Source organism: Bradyrhizobium sp. 1200_D9_N1_1, from assembly GCF_052075915.1.
GTDB lineage: Bacteria > Pseudomonadota > Alphaproteobacteria > Rhizobiales > Xanthobacteraceae > Bradyrhizobium > Bradyrhizobium diazoefficiens.
Genome location: NZ_CP197226.1, coordinates 742,288 through 761,174 on the forward strand (window position 1 = coordinate 742,288; position 18,887 = coordinate 761,174).

21 protein-coding genes are annotated in these 18,887 nt (G+C 65.3%); 13 read left to right on the top strand and 8 right to left on the bottom strand.

The window, feature by feature from the left end; translation table 11 throughout:
• Positions 1 to 6: 6 nt before the first annotated feature.
• The 3 genes from AB5K84_RS03475 (at position 7) to AB5K84_RS03485 (ending at position 2,548) form a co-directional block, all read left to right on the top strand.
• Positions 7 to 708, top strand: coding sequence for a hypothetical protein (locus AB5K84_RS03475; protein ID WP_011083008.1), 702 nt, complete (start codon positions 7 to 9; stop codon positions 706 to 708).
• Positions 709 to 858: 150 nt separating this feature from the next.
• Positions 859 to 1,971: an NADH:flavin oxidoreductase/NADH oxidase gene (locus tag AB5K84_RS03480; protein WP_011083007.1), complete on the top strand. Its 1,113-nt coding sequence runs from the start codon at positions 859 to 861 to the stop codon at positions 1,969 to 1,971.
• A gap of 169 nt (positions 1,972 to 2,140) precedes the next feature.
• The gene (locus AB5K84_RS03485) at positions 2,141 to 2,548 is read left to right on the top strand and encodes a hypothetical protein (RefSeq protein ID WP_011083006.1); all 408 of its coding nucleotides are present in this window, start codon (positions 2,141 to 2,143) and stop codon (positions 2,546 to 2,548) included.
• 200 nt (positions 2,549 to 2,748) lie between these two features.
• Here the strand turns inward: AB5K84_RS03485 and AB5K84_RS03490 are convergent, their stop codons facing one another.
• The 3 genes from AB5K84_RS03490 to AB5K84_RS03500 all read right to left on the bottom strand — a co-directional run bounded on the left by AB5K84_RS03490 (position 2,749) and on the right by AB5K84_RS03500 (position 5,095).
• Positions 2,749 to 2,994, bottom strand: a complete 246-nt coding sequence (locus tag AB5K84_RS03490; RefSeq protein WP_028175824.1) for a PilZ domain-containing protein — start codon at positions 2,992 to 2,994, stop codon at positions 2,749 to 2,751.
• Positions 2,995 to 3,179: 185 nt separating this feature from the next.
• A complete protein-coding gene (locus AB5K84_RS03495; RefSeq protein ID WP_028175825.1) occupies positions 3,180 to 4,517 on the bottom strand; it encodes a DUF2235 domain-containing protein in 1,338 nt (445 codons plus the stop codon).
• Between the two features lie 230 nt (positions 4,518 to 4,747).
• A complete protein-coding gene (locus AB5K84_RS03500; protein ID WP_178372631.1) occupies positions 4,748 to 5,095 on the bottom strand; it encodes a hypothetical protein in 348 nt (115 codons plus the stop codon).
• Between the two features lie 392 nt (positions 5,096 to 5,487).
• On the opposite strand from AB5K84_RS03500, the gene AB5K84_RS03505 reads away from it, so the two are divergent.
• The 3 genes from AB5K84_RS03505 (at position 5,488) to AB5K84_RS03515 (ending at position 6,637) form a co-directional block, all read left to right on the top strand.
• Positions 5,488 to 5,784, top strand: a complete 297-nt coding sequence (locus tag AB5K84_RS03505) for a hypothetical protein (RefSeq protein WP_011083002.1) — start codon at positions 5,488 to 5,490, stop codon at positions 5,782 to 5,784.
• On the top strand, positions 5,777 to 6,073 hold the full coding sequence (locus AB5K84_RS03510) for a hypothetical protein (RefSeq protein WP_011083001.1): 297 nt from the start codon (positions 5,777 to 5,779) through the stop codon (positions 6,071 to 6,073). The genes AB5K84_RS03505 and AB5K84_RS03510 overlap by 8 nt, the downstream gene beginning before the upstream one ends.
• A gap of 285 nt (positions 6,074 to 6,358) precedes the next feature.
• Positions 6,359 to 6,637, top strand: coding sequence for a DUF1488 domain-containing protein (locus tag AB5K84_RS03515; RefSeq protein WP_011083000.1), 279 nt, complete (start codon positions 6,359 to 6,361; stop codon positions 6,635 to 6,637).
• Between the two features lie 10 nt (positions 6,638 to 6,647).
• On the opposite strand, the gene AB5K84_RS03520 is transcribed toward AB5K84_RS03515, so the two are convergent.
• Positions 6,648 to 6,770, bottom strand: coding sequence for a hypothetical protein (locus AB5K84_RS03520; protein ID WP_256380412.1), 123 nt, complete (start codon positions 6,768 to 6,770; stop codon positions 6,648 to 6,650).
• A 183-nt stretch (positions 6,771 to 6,953) separates the two neighbouring features.
• Here AB5K84_RS03520 and AB5K84_RS03525 point away from each other — a divergent pair, with 183 nt between their 5' ends.
• On the top strand, positions 6,954 to 7,502 hold the full coding sequence (locus AB5K84_RS03525) for a hypothetical protein (RefSeq protein ID WP_236842158.1): 549 nt from the start codon (positions 6,954 to 6,956) through the stop codon (positions 7,500 to 7,502).
• A gap of 213 nt (positions 7,503 to 7,715) precedes the next feature.
• Here the strand turns inward: AB5K84_RS03525 and ftsZ are convergent, their stop codons facing one another.
• The 3 genes from ftsZ to AB5K84_RS03540 all read right to left on the bottom strand — a co-directional run bounded on the left by ftsZ (position 7,716) and on the right by AB5K84_RS03540 (position 10,143).
• Positions 7,716 to 8,975, bottom strand: a complete 1,260-nt coding sequence (ftsZ, locus tag AB5K84_RS03530; protein WP_011082998.1) for a cell division protein FtsZ — start codon at positions 8,973 to 8,975, stop codon at positions 7,716 to 7,718.
• A gap of 89 nt (positions 8,976 to 9,064) precedes the next feature.
• The gene (locus AB5K84_RS03535; RefSeq protein WP_162494183.1) at positions 9,065 to 9,682 is read right to left on the bottom strand and encodes a hypothetical protein; all 618 of its coding nucleotides are present in this window, start codon (positions 9,680 to 9,682) and stop codon (positions 9,065 to 9,067) included.
• Between the two features lie 185 nt (positions 9,683 to 9,867).
• Entirely contained in the window at positions 9,868 to 10,143 is a 276-nt protein-coding gene (locus AB5K84_RS03540) for a hypothetical protein (RefSeq protein ID WP_162494182.1), read from the bottom strand.
• 63 nt (positions 10,144 to 10,206) lie between these two features.
• Between AB5K84_RS03540 and AB5K84_RS03545 the strand changes: the two genes are divergently transcribed.
• The gene (locus AB5K84_RS03545) at positions 10,207 to 10,929 is read left to right on the top strand and encodes a DUF3644 domain-containing protein (RefSeq protein ID WP_011082995.1); all 723 of its coding nucleotides are present in this window, start codon (positions 10,207 to 10,209) and stop codon (positions 10,927 to 10,929) included.
• Between the two features lie 239 nt (positions 10,930 to 11,168).
• Here AB5K84_RS03545 and rpmB read toward each other — a convergent pair whose 3' ends face one another.
• A complete protein-coding gene (gene rpmB, locus AB5K84_RS03550) occupies positions 11,169 to 11,477 on the bottom strand; it encodes a 50S ribosomal protein L28 (protein ID WP_011082994.1) in 309 nt (102 codons plus the stop codon).
• A 531-nt stretch (positions 11,478 to 12,008) separates the two neighbouring features.
• Between rpmB and AB5K84_RS03555 the strand changes: the two genes are divergently transcribed.
• The 5 genes from AB5K84_RS03555 (at position 12,009) to AB5K84_RS03575 (ending at position 18,850) form a co-directional block, all read left to right on the top strand.
• Positions 12,009 to 12,818: a DUF3108 domain-containing protein gene (locus AB5K84_RS03555; RefSeq protein ID WP_038966645.1), complete on the top strand. Its 810-nt coding sequence runs from the start codon at positions 12,009 to 12,011 to the stop codon at positions 12,816 to 12,818.
• A gap of 777 nt (positions 12,819 to 13,595) precedes the next feature.
• On the top strand, positions 13,596 to 16,967 hold the full coding sequence (locus AB5K84_RS03560) for a helicase-related protein (protein WP_441232373.1): 3,372 nt from the start codon (positions 13,596 to 13,598) through the stop codon (positions 16,965 to 16,967).
• 21 nt (positions 16,968 to 16,988) lie between these two features.
• On the top strand, positions 16,989 to 17,246 hold the full coding sequence (locus tag AB5K84_RS03565; protein WP_074076385.1) for an RNA-binding S4 domain-containing protein: 258 nt from the start codon (positions 16,989 to 16,991) through the stop codon (positions 17,244 to 17,246).
• Between the two features lie 132 nt (positions 17,247 to 17,378).
• Positions 17,379 to 17,717, top strand: coding sequence for a ferredoxin FdxA (gene fdxA / locus AB5K84_RS03570; protein WP_011082989.1), 339 nt, complete (start codon positions 17,379 to 17,381; stop codon positions 17,715 to 17,717).
• A gap of 344 nt (positions 17,718 to 18,061) precedes the next feature.
• Positions 18,062 to 18,850 carry a CarD family transcriptional regulator gene (locus AB5K84_RS03575; RefSeq protein WP_161532582.1) on the top strand — a complete coding sequence of 263 codons (789 nt, stop codon included), beginning with the start codon at positions 18,062 to 18,064 and terminating at the stop codon, positions 18,848 to 18,850.
• Positions 18,851 to 18,887: the final 37 nt, after the last annotated feature.

Here is an 18,887-nt window from a genome sequence, read left to right on the forward strand (position 1 = left end):
AACATCATGCAACTCCGCCGCGCCATCGCAGCCCTGCTCTTCGTCGTGCTTGCCGGCCTGCCGCAGGCGCGCGCCACGGCCGAGCACACCTATGCGAAGGGCGAGTACGGCATCATCTCGGGCGGGTGGGCGCCGAACAAGCGGCTCGCCATCGCCGTCCATGGTGAGGGCGACGGCGCGCATGATAAATTTCACGCCTATCTGATGGCGGAGCCGGGTCATCGCCGGCTGATGACGCTCGACAACGTCAACGACGACAACATCCTCGACACCGCGCCGGATGCGTTCCACGCCGCCTGGTCGGCCGACTCGCGCTACGTCGCCGTCACCTTCCGCAGCGAGCGCCACATCGTCACGCTGAACCTCTACGCCGTCGACGGCCGCCGCGCGCGCCTCGTCGATGCGCCGGACCTGTTCCGCGACGCGACCGGCCGCAGCATCGATCGCAAGACCGACGGCGATATGCGCACATCGGTACCCGCGCTGACATGGCAGGCACCGCGCCGTTTCCATCTCACCGACTACCGCGTGTTCGTCCTCGACGGCACCGCGCTCGCGGACAAGCTCGGCCCGCTCGGCAAGGCGACGGCGATGAAGGATGGCCGCACCACGATCCAGTTTTCCGCCGAGGCCGACGGCGAGCTGCTGCCCGACGGCCGCATCCGCATGGGCAAGCCCAGGGCGGGCCAGTTCGAGGAGCTGGAGTAGGGCGGCGGCTGAGTTGATGTCGCGATCCCGTGATCATATGACGCGCGCAATGCATGCCGCCACGGGCGGGCATGTCTGCCGTGCGGCTAGCAATCCGGCATCCGCTCACTACACTTCCATGATTGCCCTCCATCCCCCGGAACTCCCTGCATGAGCGCCCTGTTTTCCCCGATCAAGCTGCGCGGCCTGACCTTGAAGAACCGCGTCGTGGTGTCGCCGATGTGCCAGTATTCGGCCGAGGACGGCGTTCCGACCGACTGGCACTTCACCCACATCAACAATCTTTCGCTCTCGGGCGCGTCGATGTTCTGCATCGAGGCGACCCATGTGGAAGCGATCGGCCGCATCACGCCGGGCTGCCTCGGGCTCTACAGCGACGCCGCCGAAGCCGCGCTGAAGCAGATCCTCGCCTCCGTGCGCAAGCATTCCACGACCGCGGTCGCGATGCAGCTCGCCCATGCCGGCCGCAAGGCCTCCAGCGCGCGGCCCTGGGACGGCGGCCAGCTGATCCCGGTCAGTGAAGGCGGCTGGCAGACGGTGGCCCCAAGCGCGCTGCCGCACAAGGAGGGCGAGGCCGCGCCGCTCGCGCTCGATGCCGCGGGCCTGACGCGCATCCGCGAGGCCTTCGTCGAGGCTGCGAAACGCGCGGAGCGGATCGGCATCGACGCCATCGAGCTGCACGGCGCGCACGGCTATCTCCTGCATCAGTTCCTGTCGCCGATCTCGAACCGGCGTACCGACGAATATGGCGGCAGCCTGCAAAACCGCATGCGCTTCCCGCTCGAGGTATACGACGCGGTGCGCGCCGTGTTCCCGCACGACAAGCCGATCGGCATGCGGGTGTCGTCGACCGACTGGGTCGAGGGCGGCTGGGATCTGGCGCAGACCATCGAATTCGCCAGCGCGCTGAAGGCGCGCGGCATCGACTGGATCGATGCCTCCTCCGGCGGCGTCTCGCCGCTGCAGAAGATTCCGCTCGGCCCCGGCTATCAGGTGCACTTCGCAGACGCCATCCGCCGCGAGACGGGACTGCCCACCATCGCCGTCGGCATGATCTCCGATGCCAAGCACGCCGAGGAGATCGTCGCCTCCGGCAAGGCCGACATGGTCGCGCTCGGCCGCGGCATGCTCTACGACCCGCGCTGGGGCTGGCACGCCGCTGCCGAGCTCGGCGGCGAGGTCGAAGCTCCGCCGCAATACTGGCGCTCGCAGCCGTCGACGCAGAAGGCGCTGTTCGGCAAGACGACGTTCGGGGCAAGGTAGGGGACGCGTGCGAGGCGCGAGGACCGCGGCATAACCACAGGGAGTAACTCGATAGGTTTAAGTTGCGCGATCGCAGCTGCCTCCTCACGCATCCGTAACATCCCTCGGCTTCCACCTCCCGCAAAACTGGCCTAACCTTCGCACGTTCAACGCCTCACGGAGGCCCGCCATGCGTTATCCTGTCCGCAAAGCTGCTCACATCTTCGAGCGCGTGGGCCTTGCGATGGCAGGCGCGGCGTGCGGACTGTTCGTCGGCGCCTATGTGGGGTCGGCAATCCCCGTGCTCACCACGCAGGGTTTCCTGCTGCTGATGATGGCGCTCGGTGCGGTCGGCTTCTATCTCGGCATCGACACGCCGCAGCTGCCCTTCGACGAGGCGCACAGCGCCATCGACGCCGCGGAATTCTTGAGCTCGGCCGGGACGCTCTGCGCCACGCTCACCGCGCTCGCCTCCGTCGCCGTCATCGTGCTGCGGCTCGATCCGCACCTGGCCTGGACCTGGCTCTCTCTGTTCGGCTGGGTCGGCGGCGTCGCCATGCAGATCGTCGCCGGCGCGAAGGCCAGGATGCGGAAGTAGGCAAAGCCGTCGCCGCAAATTCCGGTGTCGTCCTGGCGAAAGCCAGGACCCATTACCCCAGGGAGAAGTTTGGCGGAGACTCGTTGTCCGGTACGCCTACCATCCACAACCGATAGATTCCGCGGTATGGGTCCTGGCTTTCGCCAGGACGACGATCGAGCGAGGGGCTACGGAAGAGAGCCAAAGAGGCGGCTCGCGCCTCAAAACACCACGCCGACTCGCGAGCCGCGCTTCCAGGCGATGCGGCAGCGCTTCTTGGTGTTGACGTGCAGCAGCTCGAACCTGTCGGGGATGCTCACCTGGCCGCCGAGATCGACGCAGGCCCCGCCGGGCGAATAGTCGATCAGCGTGCAGGGGATCACCGGCGCGCGCGGGTCGGTGATGATCTTGGCCTGGCGGGACACCAGCCCTGCGGGCTTTACACGGGCGAACTTTCGCGGATGCATTGGCACATCTCCTCCAATTCCGCGGATAGCGCGGGTGGTCTCTTCCCAATGATCGACGGGAGTTGATGCGATCCGACTAAGGTGGGCGCGAGAATTTTAATGAAAAGTAGCGGCGAATGGCGAAAGCGGCGGTAGCGGGGTGCGACGGCGTTGCCCCACGCTCCGCCGTCGGCGCCAGCTCCATCTCACCCCGTCACCATCTCATCCGTCTCCGCCGCGGCCCCCACATGCGGCGGCACCGGCATCGGCACCGTCTCGTACGTCTTCGGCAGATTCACCGGCCGGTAGTCCGGCTCCACCGCCATCCGCTTCACCACGCTCTCGTGCACATGCGCGCCTTCGGGGATCAGGCGCGGCTCGCAATCGGGGATGTAGAAGCCGAGAAACACCTTTCGCTCCGGCCACTCCTTGTACTTCGCGCTCTTCGGCAAATATTCCAGCAGCCGCCAGGCCGCCGTCATCGAATTGTGCAATTCGCCGGTCTTGCCGGTGTAGGCGGGCGGCACGTACTGGAACGGGGAGTTCTTGCGATGGACGCCCCAGGCGAGCTGGTTCACGGTGCGCGGGTTGAAGTTCAGCCCGGCCTTTCCCGCCTCGTCGATCATCCAGATCAGCGGATATTTCGACTCGCCGCTCTGGGCCTCCGGATAGCCGCCGCCGACGTCGCTGTGCACGCCGGCGAACCACACCTGCATGATGTCCTGAGGCTCCTTCTTGTCGTCGGGCACGAAGCGGTTGCTCCAATATTCCTGCGGCTCCCGCCATTGCTTGAGGCGGAACATGCAGCGCCGCTCGTCGATCGCGATCGCCTGCCGAAAGATCTTCACGCTCGGATTGCGCAGCGTGAAGGCGAGCTCCTCGAAGCTCGGCCAGTACAGCCGGTCGGGACGCGGCACGATCACGCTCGCCACGGTGTCCCACACCCCGATGAAATGGATGGTCGGCCAGCGCGAGGAGGTGATGCGCGCGAACTGCGCGGCGAGGTCGAACTTGTCCTGCGGCAGCGGCCCGTCGTCGTCGGAGCCGACGTCCTTGAGGTCCGCGATGTCGTTGCCGCGCCCCGAGCCGGAATATTGCTTGTAGGCGACGAGGCCCGAGCCTGCGAGGTTCGCCTGCTCCGGCGAGATCAGCCCGACCTTGTGGATCAGCCCCGCCAGCACGCGCACGGTATAGGCGCCGCGCGAGAAGCCGAACAGGTAGATCTTGTCACCCGGCGCGTAATGCTCGACCAGGAAGCAATAGGCCGACAGCACGTTGTCATCGAGCCCGTAGCCGGTGGCGAGCCCCAGCACCAGATTGACGTTGGCCTTGAGGCGGTGCCACGTCGTCGGCTCCGTCACCGTGCCGACGCCGGGATCGTAGAACACCATCTGCCGCGGCTGCGTCTTGTCGGTCTTGCGCAGGCAGCGATAGAGCTTGAGGACGTTGGAGATGTTCTCGCTGATCTCGTTGCCGGTGCCGTCACAGCAGATGACGAGGTGCTTCGGCTCGGTCTTCGGTTCGGTTCTGCGCTCGTGCTCCACAGGTCGGCCCCTCCCGGCAATGCTACCGGGGCGAGTATAGCAAAAAAGCGCGACGGCGAGGAGACGGTGGTGGTTGCCGCAGCGAAGGTGCGCTCCCTCGCCCCGCTTGCGGGGAGAGGGGGAGTCTCCGCAAGGGAGCTGAGAGCTGGACTCGCGGAGAGTCCCCCTCACCCGGTATTTGCTGCGCAAATCCCGGCCTCTCCCCGCAGCGGGGAGAGGCGAAAGAAGCCCTACTTCTTCTTCGCCGGTCCGAAATCCGGCTGCCAAGCCGCGTCCTTGCGGCTCGGGGCCGCGGCGATCACCTTGGTCTTGTCCTTCTTCGGCTTCTTGGTTTCGCGGTTGCCGCGTTGCTGTCCCTTGGCCATGGCGTCGGTCTCCTGTGGGGGTTTGAGTTCGTCCAGTTCGTCGGATTGCAGCACGCGTCCGCGCGGCGTGCAGACGCGCACGTCCATGTAGCCCTCGCGCAGCAGCTTCCGTGCCAGCCGCAGCGCGACGGTGGCGCTGCCGCGGCCGAGATTGGAACAGCCATATTCGTTGGTGCCGCTGACGAGATAGGGCACGCGCATTGTCCTAGCCATTGAGGATGGCCGCCGCGCAGACCAGGAGCAGAAGGAACAGCGCGACGTCGACCTGTGGAACGATCCATTCCGGGACGCGAAACCGCGACATCGCACGCTCCTGCCAGAGCAGGGCAACACCATGCTCCGCTAACTGGTCCTACGGCGGGAGCGCACGTGACCCTCAGTCACCGGTCGATGCCGTTGCAGGAAGTGCGGTGATGGGAGCGAGCCTACGCCTGCCCTACGCCAATAGCGAGGACTAAAACGCAGCCCGCAGCCCGCAGCCCGCAGCCCGCGGCCCCGGCCGCGCGCGGCGCGGCGACGATAGTGCTGGCTATATCCGCCCAGGGAGCGCATGCTTGTCACAGCCGGCGTCGGTTGGGGCTTCGCTCGCAGGAAGGCAGGCGTCCATGACCATCCGTTCGCGACGAGAAACCGTCACCTTCAGGCATCCGTTCCGCATCAACGGCATCGACCGGTTGCTGCCCGCGGGCAGCTATGACGTCGTCACCGACGAAGAGATGATCGAGGGCCTGTCGTTCCCGTGCTGGCGCCGCATCGCCACCATGATCACGGTGCCTGCCGAAAGCGGGGGCGCCGGCATGACGGAAATGTTGTCGATCGGCTCGGTCGACCTCGCGGACGCGCAGGCCGCGGACGCGCAGGCCGCGCCGGCGAGCGTCGCCCAGAGGGTCGCCCATGACTGACGTCCCGGTGGATCTCGACAGGCATCGCGGCATGGCCGCCCAGAAGGCGACCGACCTGCGCCGCGCGCTGGCCGAGGTCGAGAACAATGTCCGGGAGCTGCGCGAGCGCGAGGCCGATCTCGAGAACCGCCTGATGACCGTGCCCGCCACCTCGTGGCCCGAGGCCGCGGTGAAGGCGCGCTATCTGCTCAACCTCTATGCCGCCAGCCTCTCCACCGAGGACTCGCGCCACCGCGCGCTGGTGACGGCGCTGTTCGACGATTTCGCCAGGCTCAGTGGCGACAGCTGAGGCTCAGTGGCGGCAATTGAAGGCCGGCCGGAGCGCCGCAGCGGCAGTGCGCATCTGGAACACAGCCGTCGTCCTGGCGAAAGCCAGGACCCATAACCACCGAACCGAGTTATTGTGAACGAACGCGGCCACAGCGTGCCTCCACAACGCTGACCGGGATAATGGGTCCTGGCTCCCGTGCGCAATTGCGCACCAGGCCGGGACGACGTCGGAGAATTCGCGGGCCGCGGCGGCATCGAAGCCCCGCGGCGACCGCCAAGGTGCAATCGCGTAAGGGAGTAAGCCATGACACTCACGAGCAGCCGCTTCGTCGGCTACGAACAGGACCGCGGCATCGTCCAGTTCCTGATGCAGGACGGATCGAAGGAGATCGCCTGCGCGATCTCGACCTCCGCGATGGACTATCTCGAGCGCGGCCCGCAGGCGAGGCCCGAGCAGCGCGAAGCCCAGTTCACCCGCCTGCGCGACCGCATCGAAGCCCGCGCCGCGAGCAAGTACCGCGCGACCGAGTTCGAGGGCACGCCGCCGGGGATCGTGCTGCGGAGCATTGATTTTCGGGGGTAGGGGAGGCGGGCTACCGCGGCTGCGACTTGTCCGTCTTGCGCAGGCAGCGATGGAGCTTCGGGACGTTGGAGATGTTCTTCGGGATCTCGTTGCCGATGCCGTCACGCCCCATGGCCGCATCGTCTGTTGACATTAACCGTCTGTTAACCATGCGGTTGCCTAATGTTGACGATGGGGGATCACCATGTCGGCCCATGTGACGCGACCGAGGTTGATGCCTGTTTCGGCCGATCCGGCCATCCGGTCGGTGGCGAGGCTGGCGGTTCGCGCCAAGGCTGTCCTACAGGGCAAAGCGCCTGTCCCACGGAGCAAAGCCATGTTCGGAAAGGACGACTTAGTGGACAATCTCAGCCGCGATCTCGATCGCGCGCGCGGAAGACGAGATGCGCTTGCATCCGAAGCCACGACCCTGACGGCCCAGATCGCCGAAATTGAAGCCCGTCTTTCGGAGGAAAAGAAAAGGCGTGAGCGTGAGCGCGTCTTGAGCGAGGTCGAAGCGATCAAGACGCGAATCAAGCAAGCCGCCGGCGCGTTTGCGCCTGTCGTCGATGGTCTCTCGAGGGCGATCGAGCAGGCTGCGGCGGTTGTGCCCGAAGCGCGCGAGCTCAATAGTTTCCTGGTGTCGGTGGCGACCGAGATCGACAGCGTGCTCGATCCCCTGCTCCGCGAACTGGATCAGCGCGCGGATGCGGTGCGAACCGGACAGGCAGCGCTGGACCTGCCGAGTTCGGCCATTGAAGCGCCGCCCATCGAGCTGCCAAAGGACACCAACGAGCGCCTGCTTCGTTTTCCGGCGTGGCTGTCCCGCGACAGGGAGACGGACAAGAAGGACACCGCCGAGAGCCCGCGCAGCACGGCGGCTTGAAACATCGGCGCGCTGCGCACGCTCTACGCCGTCATTCCGGGGCGCGCCTCTTGGCGCGAACCCGGAATCCATCCCTCAACACGCACTGCGGCCAAATGGATCCTCAGGTGCGCAATTGCGCATCCTAGCTCGCGACTTCGTCGCGCCCCGGGATGACGAGCTGTTGTTGGGCTCGCTGGTTGCCGAGCAGGTAACTCCCCCGCTCGCCACCGCTCAGTTGGCGGCGCGGCGCAGGAAGGCCGGGATATCGAGAGCGGCCTCGTCGGGCAGATTGCGCGCAGGGGCGCGGCCGTAAGGATCGAGCGGCTGAAGCGCCGCCTGCGGCGCATAGTCCAGACCCGGCCTTGCCGGTGGCCCCACGGGGTGGTGCGGCTGCGGGCGGAGCGGCGGGCTTGCCGCTTGCGGAAGGGGAGCACTGCGCTCGATGCGATCGGCGATGCGACGGCCGTCGTTGCGCAGCCTGCCGGCGAGCTGGGTGAGGGCGGTTTCCACCGGTAGCGCCTGCTGCGCCGGATCGAGATTATCGATTCCGGTCGCAACCACCGAGACGCGGACGATGCCTTCGAGGCTTTCGTCAAACGACGCGCCGACGATGATGTTGGCGTCCGGATCGGCCTCGTCGCGAATGCGGGTCGCGGCTTCGTCGACCTCGTACAGCATGAGATCCCTGCCGCCGGTGATGGAGATGATGAGGCCACTGGCACGCTTGATCGAGGGATTCTCGATCAGCGGATTGGAGATCGCGGCCACGGCGGCGGCGAGCACGCGCTTCTCGCCGGAAGCCTCGCCCCGTCCCATCATCGCCTTGCCCTTCTCCTTCATGACGGAGAGGACGTCGGCAAAATCGAGATTGATCAGACCTTCCTTGACGATGAGGTCGCTGATGCAGGCCACGCCCGAATAGAGCACCTGGTCGGCAAGGGCGAAGGCATCGGCGAACGTGGTCTTCTCGCTGGCCACCCGGAACAGGTTCTGGTTCGGGATGATCAAGAGGGTGTCGACCGTCTTCAGCAGCTCCTCGACGCCGGCTTCGGCAAAGCGCATGCGGCGCTGGCCCTCGAAGTAGAACGGCTTGGTGACCACGCCGATGGTGAGGATGCCGAGCTCGCGCGCGGTCCTGGCGATGATCGGTGCAGCCCCGGTGCCGGTGCCGCCGCCCATGCCGGCCGTCACGAACACCATGTGCGCGCCGGTCAGGTGCTCGCGGATCGTATCGATGACCTCCTCGGCTGCGGCGCGTCCCAATTCCGGCTGCGAGCCGGCGCCGAGGCCTGCGGTGACCGTTGTGCCGAGCTGGATGAGGCGCGTCGCCTTCGACATCGCCAGCGCCTGCGCGTCGGTGTTGGCGACCACGAACTCGACTCCTTGCAGCCCGGCCGTGATCATGTTGTTGACGGCATTGCCGCCGGCGCCGCCGACGCCGAAGACGACGATGCGGGCCTTCATTTCATGGATATCGGTATTGCTTGCCATTTTTCCCTCGCGATTGGTCCGGCAAGCCGGGGATTAAAGAAAGTCTCGAGTGCGCAAACAACAACTTGAAGCGACGATTCATCCTGATCTCATCGCGTTCTAGCCGCGCGGTCTGCTTGCACGATGGAGGCGGCCAGATGTCCCAATCGACGCGCGGCGTATCCCGCGATCGCCTCGCCAGGGCGGCGATCGTTCCGCAGCGCCGTCACTTCGTCTTCCAGTCGCGCCGCCCACGCATTGGCGGCCGTCGTCTCGGCGGCCGCCTGCGTCAGCTCGACGGCGAGGCGATCGGCACGCTCACGCTCGCGCTCGAACACGGCCCTGTAGGCGGCTGCGACGTCTTCGAGCCGCGCGATCTCCGCCTTGAAGGCCCCGATCTCTAGAGCGTTTTCGAGCGAAGTGGATACCGGTTCGCGTGAAGAAAACGCGTCAGAATAAGAATCTGGAGCCCCGTTCCGACTCCATCGGAACGGAAATGGCTCCAACGCCTCGATCTTTGTCATGGAGGCATCGACGGGGTCTGCCCGGCGGCCCTTTCGTGGGCGGGGCGTGTACCGGAGCGCGGAGAGATCAACGCTCACCAGGGCCTTGCCATCATCCGACCGCGAGCGCGGCAACCGGCGACGTCTCGCCAGCGAACGAGCGGCCTCGCGCGAGATCTTGAGGCGGGCACTGAGATTGGCATACGTCAACAACGCAACGCACATCGGCGCTTCTCCTGGAGCGAACCGGGAAGGCATTTCGAGCTAATGATGGCTGGACGATCACAGCAGGCTAGGGTGCATTGGTTAATGCATGGTTAACGCGCGCGCGGTGCTGGTTTACGGGTGGCGTCGCCGTGCCGGCCTTGGGATCGCAGGGCACCACTACCGCGGGTGACGATGAAGCCCAGCTATGGATGGTCTCCGTTGCCAGGTTCTCCCCAGATCCAACTCTCCATAACTCGTTTTTGGCTGGCGAGATCGAAATCGTTCGCCACGATTTCGTAAATGGTGGTCGAGCCATCTAATGGACTACCGAACGAAGGGTGCGGGCGGAGGTTGAACCAATGATTGATCTGAAAATGTCCGACGTTTTCCTGCCAAACAGCGTGCGTTACCTCTTTACGGCCGGTTTTTTTGAAGACTGAACGAGAGTAGTTCGCCAGCAGGTCTCCTTTCCCGAGCATCTTCTCAAAAAATTCCGACCTATAATCCGGGACCAATCGCATCAATTGGGTCCGGGCAACACGATGACCATCGGCGTGCTGCCCGGGGCGAACATCGTGAGGCAGTACGCGCAGGACTCGATTGATGACCACGCTATCGAGAACATCTCGCTCCTGATGGAGATCAGGGACAACGCGATCCACTTCCACAACGTGGGCCGAGACCTGCATAAGAGGGTGCAGGAGGTCGGCGCTGCCGCGCTGCGCAACTTCGCTTTCGCTGCAAGGAAATGGTTTGATTGCGACCTGTCACAGTACCAGTTCGCGCTGATGCCCGTCGCCTTCGAGACACCGGCCGGAGTCATACAGACGGTCTTCGGTGACGACACCAAAGGCGCCGCTGGCAAGCTCGCAAAGCTGTTGGCCGATCAGGAGCGGAAATTTCCCTTCGAGGCTGCCAAGCCCTTCAACGTCGGCGTGGAGGTCGAGCTGAGGTTCGTCCGGAACTCCAACGCGCAGGCGATGCCGGTCATCGTCTCCCCCAACGACCCCAATGCCATTCGGGTGACGTTGAGCGAGGAGGACATGCTGAAGCGCTACCCGTGGGACTACCGGACGCTCTGCAAGGCGCTACGGAAGACACCCGACTTCAAAGAGAACGAGCGATTTCACAAGCTGCGCAGACCCCTCGAGGACGATCCGCGGTTTTGTCGCGTCCGTCTGCTCGATCCACGGAACAAGAAAAGCTCAAAGCAGCGATTTTACAGCCCGGCCATCCTCGACGAGATCGTGAAGCACTATGTTTGAGGGGTTGCGGCGCGATCAAACAGTACGTTGTTCGAGCGAGAGATAGCCCTCGAACGCGAGGTAAGATGCCGACCTCGGCCGCGATCTGCCAGCAACGCTCCGCTCGTCGCCAGCACTTCGCCATTCGAATCCCTAAAACAAAAACGGCCGGATCTCTCGATCCGGCCGCTACACAAACTCTACTGGCTAAGCCTACGCCACGCGACGCAACTTAGCCCCCGCCCAACTCGAAAATTCGCTTAGCTGGCCTTCTTGACCGGCGCGGTGACGCCGACCTTCTTCTGGATGGCGCGCTTCAGCTCGAGGGCGCGCGGCGACAGGGCGTCGGCGCTGGCCTTGAGCAGGAAGGCGTCCAGGCCGCCATTGTGATCCACGCTCTTCACCGCGTTGGTGGAGACGCGCAGGCGCACGTTGCGCTCCAGGGCTTCGCTGATGAACGTCACGTTGACGAGGTTCGGCAGGAAGCGGCGCTTGGTCTTGATGTTGGAGTGGCTGACCTTGTGGCCGACGAGGGGGCCCTTGGCCGTCAGTTCGCAGCGGCGAGACATGTCACAAATCCTCAATCTAAGCCCCCAACGACTTGCGGCCGCCATTCGGGGCGCCACGGGGGCAAATTCTCTGTCCTTGCAGGGAGCGGCGGACGTATAGGGGGGAAGCGGCGGGACGTCAAGTTTTTGGGGCGGGATTCATGCCCGGCGCCATGCCCACAATAGGTGTCATCGCCCGGCTTGGCCGGGCGATCCAGTATTCCGTGCCGGCGCGGCCGGAGTCGAGGGGCCGCGGCGTACTGGATGCCCCGGTCAAGCCGGGGCATGACAGGGGAATAAGCGGCAAGAGCTTACCACCCTCGATCACCAAAACGGCAATGTTTGAAGTGCCTTACCATCACATAAAGGGCGTATTCGCCCCCGAAGTATCAGGTGGAGTTCCGCGCTTGTTGCGCCCGAACACATTGTTTGCCGCGGTTTTTGGCTTAAGTAACAACCGTCGCGCCCCGATTGGATCGTTTCGTGCCCATTTCCTCCCGATTTGCGCCCAAGCCGCGTATCGCCAGCCCGCGGTCTGCCGCCCGGTTGGCCATGGCGGCCCTGTGCGGGCTGGTCTTCGCCTGGGAGGCGAAGCCGGCCGCCGCGCAAGGCAAGCTCGAGGCGCAGTATGAGGCGACGCTGGCAGGCATTCCGGTCGGCAGGGGCGCCTGGAACATCGACATCCAGGACGACGTGTTTGCCGCGGCCGCCTCCGGCGGCACCACGGGGCTCTTGAAGTCGTTCGCGGGCGGGTCCGGCACCGGCGCCTCGCAGGGCCGGGTCGTCAACGGCGCGCTGGTTGCGACCGGCTACCAGGCCTCCACCACCACCTCGAAGAAGACCGAAGAGATCCACATCACGCTCGACAAGGGCAATGTGAAGGAGTTCGGCATCGTGCCGGAGCCGCCGGTCGACCCTGATCGTATCGTCGTCACCGAGGCGCATCGCCGCGGCGTCTGGGATCCGATGACGGCCTCGCTGTTGCGCGTGCCCGGCACCGGCGATCCTGTCACGCCGGACGCCTGCCACAACGCAGCGCCGGTGTTCGACGGCCGCATGCGCTACGACTTAAAACTCGATTTCAAGCGCATGGAGACCGTGAAGGCGGAGAAGGGCTATCGCGGCCCGGTCGTGGTCTGCGCGCTCTATTTCGTGCCTGTCGCCGGCTACATCCCCGACCGCCCCGTGATCAAATACCTCGCCGCCCAGCGCAACATCGAGATCGCCTTCGCCCCGGTCGCCGGCACGCGCATCCTGGTTCCGTTCTGGCTGAAAGTGCCGACGCCGCTCGGCCCCGCGATGCTCGAAGCCACCAGCTTCATCACATCCGCCCAGCCGCCGCGGGTCGCGAAGACGCAGTAAAGGCCGCGCCATACGGGCTACCATTCCTCCGTCATTCCTGGGCGCGCCACTTGGCGCGAACCCGGAATCCATGGTGAGGCGAACCTTGCGGCCTGATAGATTCCGGGTTCGCGACTGGCGTCGCGCCCCGGAATGACGAGCGGAGCGATTCGGCACGCAGCTCCAACACCTTACCCGCCGTCACCCCGCCCTTCGCCCGCGCGCCGTTTCTACTGTGCATGGGGTTGTTTTCGCAGTTTTTGTTTTGGCGCCCTCGATCCGTGAATCCATTTGACTCCTCCCCGATTCTGATTCGACTCCGCGCCGTCCCCAATTTTAAGGAACCCGCCATCGAAACGTCGCTTGTGCGGCAGCCCAAAACTCCATCTAGTGCAATCAAACACAGGGTGCCGCGACATGTTGCGTGAACGTAACAGGACTCAACAGGGAGTCAGCGATTCGGCCGCGATTCGTTCTAGAGTCGTTCCGAAGCTTAAGGACACAGGGAAAAGCGTCGCAAAGTGAGACAGTTGCGCGAGGTTCGGGCGGCTTCTTCTTCTCCCTCGCCCCGTTCTTACGGGGAGAGGGTTGGGGTGAGGGGCTGCTTCCACGGAATAGGTGATAGCTGGTTCGTGGAGAGTCCCCCTCACCCGGATCGCTTCGCGATCCGACCTCTCCCCGCAAGCGGGGCGAGGTGACCTCCAAGCGCATCGCGCCTAGCCCTAATCGCGCCCGGCCGCCGCGCCGCCCCAAACAGCACTGACATTCGCCGAAATCGGCACTACCTAATCGTACAGAATGGCTTTTCCCCCTTCCCCCTTCGCCTCCGAGCGCGCACCCGGCGCGGGCGTCACTGCGGTGCTCGGGCCGACCAACACCGGCAAGACCCATCTCGCCATTGAGCGGATGCTCGCGCATCCCTCCGGCATGATCGGCCTGCCGCTGCGGCTGCTGGCGCGCGAGGTCTATAACAAGATCGCCGATCGCAAGGGCGTGGAGAGCGTCGCGCTGATCACCGGCGAGGAGAAGATCAAGCCGAAGAACCCGCGCTACTGGGTCTCCACCGTCGAGGCGATGCCGAGAGATCTCGACGTCTCCTTCCTCGCTGTGGACGAGGTCCAGATCGCCTCCGATCTCGAACGCGGCCACGTCTTCACCGACCGCATCCTCAACCGTCGCGGCCGCGACGAGACGCTGCTGCTGGGCGCGGCGACCATGCGCCCGATCATCGAGCGCCTTCTGCCCGGCGTGTCCATGATCACGCGGCCGCGGCTGTCGCAGCTGGAATTCGCCGGCGACCGCAAGATCACCCGCCAGCCGCGCCGCACCGCCATCGTCGCGTTCTCGGCGGACGAGGTCTATGCCATCGCCGAGCTGATCCGCCGCCAGCATGGCGGCGCGGCCGTGGTGCTCGGCTCGCTCAGCCCGCGCACCAGAAATGCGCAGGTGTCGATGTTCCAGAACGGCGACGTCGATTATCTCGTCGCCACCGACGCGGTCGGCATGGGCCTCAATCTCGACGTCGACCACGTCGCCTTCGCCTCCGACCGCAAGTTCGACGGCTACCAGTTCCGCCGCCTGACGCCGTCCGAATTCGCGCAGATCGCCGGTCGCGCCGGCCGCGCCACGCGAAATGGAACGTTCGGCACCACCGGCCGCTGCGCGCCGTTCGAGCCCGAGCTCGTCAACGCGCTGCAGAACCACACCTTCGACAGCGTGAAGATGCTGCAATGGCGCAATTCGAAGCTGGATTTCTCCTCGCTCGGCGCGCTCCAGGTGTCGCTGAACCTCTCCCCCGGCCATGAGGCGCTGACGCGCGCGCCGATCGCCGAGGACATGCGCGTGCTCGACCACGTCGCCCGCGACGCCGATGTGCGCGATACCGCACATGGCAAGCTGGCCGTGGAACGGCTGTGGGAGGCCTGCCAGGTCCCCGATTACCGAAAACTGTCGCCGGCGGCCCATGGCGAGCTCGTGACCACGCTGTACGGCTTCCTGATGCAGAAGGGCCGCATTCCAGATGCCTGGTTCGCGGCCCAGGTCGACCAGGCCGACCGCATCGACGGCGATATCGACACGCTGTCGGGCCGGATCGCGCAGATCCGCACCTGGACCTTCGTCGCCAACCGGCCGGACTGGCTCGCCGACCCCGAACACTGGCAGGGGATTACGCGGGAGGTCGAAAATAAATTGTCGGATGCGCTCCATGAACGCTTGACTGAGCGTTTCGTTGATCGCCGGACCAGTGTATTGATGCGCCGCCTGCGGGAGAACACGAGCTTGAATACTGAAATCGGCAAGACCGGCGAAGTCATCGTCGAAGGCCATGTCATCGGCCGTCTCGATGGCTTCACCTTTGCACCGGATGCGGCGGAAGCCGGCTCCGATGCGAAAGCCTTGCAGGCTGCGGCCCAAGCGGTGCTCGCCGGCGAGATCAACGCGCGCGCCGAAAAGCTGGGCAACGCGCCGGACGAGCAGTTCGTGCTGACCTCGGAAGGCACCATCCGCTGGACCGGCGACGCCGTGGCGCGGCTGTCCGCCGCAGAGGACGCGCTGCATCCGCGCATCCGCATCATCTCGGACGAGCGCCTGACCGGCAGCCCGCGCGAGAAGGTGCAGGCGCGCCTCGACCTCTGGCTCAAGACGCATATCGAAAAGCTGCTCGGGCCGATGTTCGAGCTCTCCAAGGCCGAGGACGTCACCGGCATTGCCCGCGGCATCGCCTATCAGCTGGTCGAGGCGCTCGGCGTGCTCGAGCGTCCCAGGATCGCCAACGAGCTGAAGGATCTCGACCAACCCTCGCGCGCCACTTTACGCAAATACGGCGTCCGCTTCGGCGCCTATCACCTCTATTTCCCCGGCCTCTTGAAGCCCGCCGCGCGTGCGCTGGCCGCGCTGCTGTGGGCGCTGAAGCAGGACAATGTCGATCTGTCCTCGCTCTCGGGCGCGCAGCATCTGGCATCTTCGGGCCGCACTTCGTTCCCGGTCGACAAGGCTCTGCCGCGCGATGCCTATCGCGTGCTCGGCTACAAGCAGGCCGGCGAGCGCGCTGTGCGCGTCGACATCCTGGAGCGCCTTGCCGACCTGATCCGCCCGGCGCTGGCTTGGCGCGAGAACTCGCCCGGCGAAAAGCCCGCCGGCGCGTTCGACGGCCGCAGCTTTATCGTGACCCAGGCGATGACCTCGCTCACGGGCTCTGCGGGCGAGGATTTCGCCTCGGTGCTGCGCGCGCTCGGCTATCGCATGGAGAAGCGCCCGCCGCTGCCGCCGAAGCCTGTAGCGGTCGTTGCGGAAGCGTCCAGCGCAGAGGCTCCCGCCGAGACGTCTGCGACCGAAACGCCGGTCGAGGACGCTGTCGCCACAGACACACCGATCGAAGTCGCTGCCGAAGCCGTCACCGTCGAAGACGCGCCCGGCATGGAGCAGCACGACGAGCCCGCGCCCGAAGGACCGGCGCTCGCAGCATCGCTAGAGGCGCCCGTCACGCCCGAAGATGCTCCCGGCATCGCGCCGCCGGCCGAAGAGGCCGCCGCGCCCACCGAGGCTGCCGGCCTTGAAGCCGCGCCCGCTGAAGCTGCCGCTGTCGAAGCTGCCGCATCGCCCGATGCCGCAGCGCCGGTCGAGGCCGCTGCCGCGCCCGCCGAGCCGGAGCTCGTCGAGGTCTGGCGTCCCGGCGGCCGTCACGAGGATCGCAAGCCGCGCCACGAGCGCCATCGCCATCAGCGTCATCATCAGCCGCGTCCGCAGGCGGGCGCCGAGGCGGGTGCTGCGCCCGCCGAAGGCGAGGCCGCGCAAGCCGCCGACGGCGAGAAGCGCGGCGAGCGTCATCGCCATGGCGGGCATCGGAAAGATTTCCGCAAAGGCCGCGAAGGCGGTGCCGACGGCGCGCCGCGTCCCGAGGGGCGCGACGACAAGAACCGCAGCTTCCAGGGCAAGGATCGCGACAAGGATCGCGATCGCAACAAGGGCAAGTTCGGCGGCGATCGCGACAAGGGTCGCGACAATCGTGGCCGCGACCGCGACAAGGGCCGTGACCGCCAAGGCGGGCCGTCGCTGCGTCCCTACGCCTCGAGCGCGAACCCGCGCGAGCGCGATCGGCCGGTCGATCCCAATTCGCCCTTCGCAAAGCTCGCTGCGCTGAAGGAGCAGCTCGCGGGGCGCAAGGAGTAGCCTACGACCGAGCGGCAGCGCATCGACAAATGGCTGTGGCACGCGCGGGTGGTGAAGGCGCGCACCTCCGCGGCTGAACTCGTCGAGTCCGGCCATGTCCGCGTCAACGGCACGCGCGAGACCTCGCCCGGGCATGCGATCAAGGTGGGCGACGTGCTCACCATCGCGCTCGACCGCACCGTGCGCGTGTTGAAAGTGATAGCCTTCAACGAGCGCCGCGGCGATGCCGCCTCGGCGCGCGTGCTCTACGAGGAGCTCGGCGAAGGAAAGCGCAATTAATTGCGCTTTGAATTCATTTCTTGGTCGATCAATCGCGCAAAGCCGTCATGATCGGCCGTCCCCGACCTTGCGGCGCCGGGCCATCCGCGCTACGCAAGCCGCGACTTTTAAAAGAGCTTTTCGGAGCGTTGGATGACTTACGTCGTCACTGAAAACTGCATCAAGTGCAAGTACACCGACTGCGTCGAGGTCTGCCCGGTCGACTGTTTCTACGAGGGTGACAACATGCTCGTCATCCATCCTGACGAATGCATCGACTGCGGCGTGTGCGAGCCGGAATGCCCCGCCGACGCCATCAAGCCGGACACGGAACCGGGCCTGGAAAAGTGGCTTTCGGTCAACGCCGACTACGCCAAGAGCTGGCCGAACATCACCCAAAAGAAAGAATCACCCGCCGACGCCAAGGAATTCGACGGTATGGAGGGCAAGTTCGAGAAATATTTTTCTCCGAACCCCGGCTCCGGAGACTAATTCGGACCCAAACTTAACCCTAATACCTTCGTTCGCGCCGAAAACCAGGCCTAAAGACCCCTAAATCATTGATTTTTGCGGGAAATGTGCTATATTGGGCACATTAAGCCGAACCCCGTCAGCCCCGTTGGCCCCTCTGGGTTCCCGTGAAACCAAATGTCGAACAGGGGCGTGGCAGTTTCCGCGCGCAGGCTGTGTCACAGAAAACGCGTAAAAAGAGTACTTCAGCGAGGGCTTCCCATAAGGAGGCCAAAAAAGTCGCCGCGGCCAGCCGTAGCGCATCCAAGGGTCGGACCGCGACTAAGGCGCCGGCTGCAAAGTCCTCGAAGAACAAAAGAAGCGCAATGCCTAACAAGACTGCCAAACCGGCCGCGAAAGCGACCGTTGCCAAGCCTGCTGCTGCTAAGGTTCCCGCTGCCAAGCCCGCTGCGCCGAAGGCCTCTGTTGCTGCTCCTGCCAAGGCTCCTGTCGCTGCCAAGCCGGCCGTGAAGCCGGCGGCTGCTGCGCCGAAGGTCGAGGAAAAGAAGGTCGTGACCCAGCGCCAGGGCTTCAAGGCCAACGAATTCGTCGTCTATCCCGCTCACGGCGTCGGCCAGATCCTGGCCATCGAGGAGCAGGAGATCGCCGGTGCGAAGCTCGAGCTGTTCGTCATCAACTTCATCAAGGACAAGATGACGCTGCGCGTTCCGACCGCCAAGGTCGCGAACGTCGGCATGCGCAAGCTGTCCGAGCCCGCGCTGGTGAAGAAGGCGCTGGAAACGCTCAAGGGCCGCGCCCGCGTCAAGCGCACCATGTGGTCGCGCCGCGCCCAGGAATACGAAGCGAAGATCAATTCGGGCGATATCGTCGCGATCGCGGAAGTCGTGCGCGACCTCTATCGCTCCGAGTCGCAGCCCGAGCAGTCCTACTCTGAACGCCAGCTCTATGAAGCCGCACTCGATCGTCTGTCCCGCGAGATCGCGGTGGTGCAGCACTCGACCGAGACCGAAGCGGTCAAGGAGATCGAGGCCCAGCTCGCCAAGAGCCCGCGCCGCAACGCCAAGGCGGAAGCCACCGAGGGCGAGGCGGATGCCGAGGGCGATGCCGACGATACCGATGGCGACGACACCACCGTCGCCGACGAGGCGGCGTAAGCGCCACGTCGCGTCGATCGCAACAGATCAAAAGCCC